This window comes from Streptomyces sp. MB09-02B, assembly GCF_033794485.1.
Classification (GTDB): Bacteria; Actinomycetota; Actinomycetes; order Streptomycetales; family Streptomycetaceae; genus Streptomyces.
Genome location: NZ_JARGEE010000642.1, coordinates 1 through 3,491, shown reverse-complemented (window position 1 = coordinate 3,491; position 3,491 = coordinate 1). Strand labels below are relative to the sequence as shown.

2 protein-coding genes are annotated in these 3,491 nt (G+C 70.7%); both read left to right on the top strand.

All coding sequences use genetic code 11. The features are described from left to right. The first annotated feature begins 347 nt into the window (after positions 1–347). Positions 348–1,943, top strand: coding sequence for an alkaline phosphatase D family protein (locus tag P1P70_RS42150; protein ID WP_319247420.1), 1,596 nt, complete (start codon positions 348–350; stop codon positions 1,941–1,943). A gap of 176 nt (positions 1,944–2,119) precedes the next feature. Continuing rightward, the gene (locus tag P1P70_RS42145) at positions 2,120–3,412 is read left to right on the top strand and encodes a GNAT family N-acetyltransferase (RefSeq protein ID WP_413471670.1); all 1,293 of its coding nucleotides are present in this window, start codon (positions 2,120–2,122) and stop codon (positions 3,410–3,412) included. Positions 3,413–3,491: the final 79 nt, after the last annotated feature.

The following is a 3,491-nucleotide window of genomic DNA, read 5'->3' as shown; positions in this document are numbered from 1 at the left end:
GGGGTGGGGGTATTGGCGGCGGCGGTGGGGTGACGGCTGGGTTTTCTCGCCCCCGTCCGTTCGGTGGGGGCTGGTCGCGCAGTTCCCCGCGCCCCTGAAAGGCCTACGGCCATTTCGGGCCGAAAAGAAACGGGGCGCAGCCCCTGCTTTTCAGGGGCGCGGGGAACTGCGCGAGAAGCCCCCACCGGAGCCGCACCCGGCAACGCACAAGTACCCCCGCGCGCTCCCGCGGTGTCGGCTTCCCCCTGGGCCCGCGCAGTTGTTCACTTGTCGTTTCCGTGTGCGCTGCGGCGTGCGCGTAGTTGTGGCTGTGCACATTGGCCGGATCCGTCGCTGGAGGCGCATTCATGTCACACCGTCCGCCGAGTTCCCTGCCCGGTCGCCGCAGCGTGCTGCGCGGCTCGTTCGCCGCGTCGGCGGCGCTGGCGCTGCCCGGTTCCGTCGCGCTCGGCTCGGCGCCCGCCCTGGCCCTCTCGGGGCGGCCCGCGGCCGGCTGGGGTGTGCAGGCGGGGGACGTGACCGCGCACTCCGGTCTGGTGTGGGTGCGGTCGGACCGGCCGGCCCGGATGATCGTCGAGACGTCCGCCACCGAGTCGTTCCGCCGTCCGCGCAGATGGCACGGCCCGCTGCTGGACGTCGGCACGGACTTCACCGGTACCACGCGGCTGCGCGGGCTGCCGGCGGGCGAGCAGATCCACTACCGGGTGCTGCTCGCCGATCCCGACGACCCTCGCCGCACCGGTGAGCCGGTCACCGGGACGTTCCGTACGACGTCCCTGAAACGCCGCTCCGGGGCGCGGTTCGTGTGGTCGGGTGACCTGGCAGGGCAGGGCTGGGGCATCAACCCCGATCGGGGCGGCTACCGGATCTTCGACGCGATGGGGGCGCTCGACCCGGACTTCTTCCTGTTCAGCGGCGACACGATCTACGCCGACGGCCCGATCGCGGCGACGGCCGCACTCCCCGGCGGCGGCACCTGGCGGAACATCACCACCGAGGAGAAGTCCAAGGTCGCGGAGACACTGGCCGAGTTCCGGGGCAACTTCCGCTACAACCTGCTGGACGAGAACCTCAAGCGGTTCAACGCCCAGGTCCCGGCGATCGTGCAGTGGGACGACCACGAGGTCACCAACAACTGGTACCCGGGCGAGATCCTCACCGATGCCCGGTACACCGAGAAGAGCGTGGACGTGCTGGCGGCGCGGGCGCGGCGGGCGTTCAGCGAGTACTTCCCGATCTCCACGCTGCGGCCGGGCGCCCGGGAGGGCCGCGTGCACCGGGTGGTGCGCCACGGCCCTCTGCTGGACGTGTTCGTGCTGGACATGCGGACGTACCGCGACGCCAACTCGCCCGGTACGCAGACCACCGACCCGGTGGGCATCCTCGGCGCCGAGCAGCTGCAGTGGCTCAAGCGGGAGCTGTCGCGGTCGCGTGCGGTGTGGAAGGTGATCGCCTCCGACATGCCGCTCGGCCTGGTCGTGCCCGACAGCGGGGACGGCAGGCCGAACATCGAGGCCGTGGCGCAGGGCGACCCGGGCGCCCCGCTGGGGCGGGAACTGCAGATCGCCGAGCTGCTGCGGTTCATCAAGCACCGCAGGATCACCGGCACGGTGTGGCTGACGGCCGACGTGCACTACACCTCGGCGCAGCACTACCAGCCCTCACGGGCCGCCTTCACCGACTTCGAGCCGTTCTGGGAGTTCGTCTCCGGGCCGCTCAACGCGGGCGCCTTCCCGGCGAACACGCTCGACGGCACCTTCGGCCCCGAGCGGGTCTTCGTGAAGGCGCCGACCACGGCGAACGTGTCTCCGGCGGGCGGCTACCAGTTCTTCGGCGAGGTCGACATCGACGGCCACAACGGCGAGTTGACGGTCCGGTTGCGGGAGCAGGACGGGACCGTGCTGTACACGAAGGTGCTCCAGCCGGGTCTCGTCGGGCAGTGATCCACGGGACGCTTCCGAGCCGGTTTGACGTCCACGGTCATCGTCGGCATCGGTTCCGACAGCACCCGTCACAGAAAAAGCAACAAAAGGTGCGGAACGCTGCTTTTACCGGTCAGTCACAAAGCGTTCGTGATCACGCAACACCGTTCGTCCACAGTGGCCCCATGACTCAGGACATGTCTGATGTGACGCGGGCGGGCAACGGCCGCCCCATGCACCACCGGCTGCGCTCCGCCACGGCCGGGTTCCGTGGCTGGTGGGAACGGCGCCACGGTCACGCGCCGCCGACGAACGATACCGACGCCCGGCCGCCGCTCGCCGAGGGGCAGCAGGCCGGGCCTTCGGAGACAGTCGCCCCGGTGGTCACCGGGGCGACCCTGATGTGGCGTATGCGGACGACGGTGAAGGACGCACCGGGTTCGCTGGCCGCGCTGTGCACGGCGCTCGCGGAACTCAGGGTCGACATCCTGAGCCTGCAGACCCATCCGCTGGCCGAGGGCACGGTGGACGAGTTCCTGCTCCGGGCGCCCGAGGAACTGTCGGCGGCGGAGATCGCGCGGGCCGTTTCGGCATCGGGCGGCACCGGGATCTGGATCGAGCGCGGTGACGCCCACGACCTGGTGGACGCGCCGACCCGGATCCTCGGTCTGGCCACGCGCACGGCGCTGGACGCGGCGGAACTGCCGCTCGCACTGCGGCAGTTGCTCGGTCGCTGCACCATCCGCTCGCTGCCGGCCACGGCTCCGGGCTCGGGGCGGGCCCAGGAGAGCGTCCCTGTCGAGGGGGTCCTGGAGGACACGGTGATGCGGCTGCGGGCGCCGGAGGGTGGGGTGATCACGGTCGAGCGGCCGTATCTGCCGTTCACGCCGACGGAGTTCGCGCGGGCCCGGGCGCTGGTGGAGCTGGACGCGCGGCTGGGGCCCCGGATCCCGCGCAGCGAGGACGTGCTGACCCTGCCGGAGGGCAACGACATCACGGTGCGACGCGCCGACGCCGGCGATCTGCGGGCGGCGAAGGCGATGCACGCGCGGTGCTCCTCGCGCACGCTGACCATGCGGTACCACGGGCCCGTGGGGGACGCCGACCGGTACCTCACGCACCTGCTCAGCCCGAGTTTCGGGCGGACGCTCGCCGTGCAGACGGCCTCGGGGCGCCTCGTCGGGCTGGGACACCTTCTCTGGGACGGCGACGAGACCGAGATCGCGCTGATCGTCGAGGACGAGTGGCAGCGGCGGGGGATCGGCGGTGAGCTGCTCCGCCGGCTCGTGGAGATGGCGGCCGGGACGGGTTGCGAGAGCGTGTACGTGGTGACGCAGGCGTCCAACACGGGGATGGTCGCCGCTATGCGGGGTCTTGAGCTGCCGCTCGACTATCAGATCGAGGAAGGGACGCTGGTGATCACCGCGCGGTTGTCCGAGGTGGGGGTTGCCGAGGTGGGTGAGGGGCGGCGGCATGTGGCTGTCTCTTAAACAAATCTCCGACCCACGGGAAAGGGCAAAAACCCCGTAGGCCGGCTCTTTTTTTACATAAAAAAATGACGACAGAGGA

Excerpts from the sequence above, each read along its gene's own strand:
- P1P70_RS42145 (WP_413471670.1), top strand. The coding sequence starts at position 2,120 with ATGTCTGATGTGACGCGGGCGGGCAACGGCCGCCCCATGCACCACCGG.
- P1P70_RS42150 (WP_319247420.1), top strand. The coding sequence starts at position 348 with ATGTCACACCGTCCGCCGAGTTCCCTGCCCGGTCGCCGCAGCGTGCTG.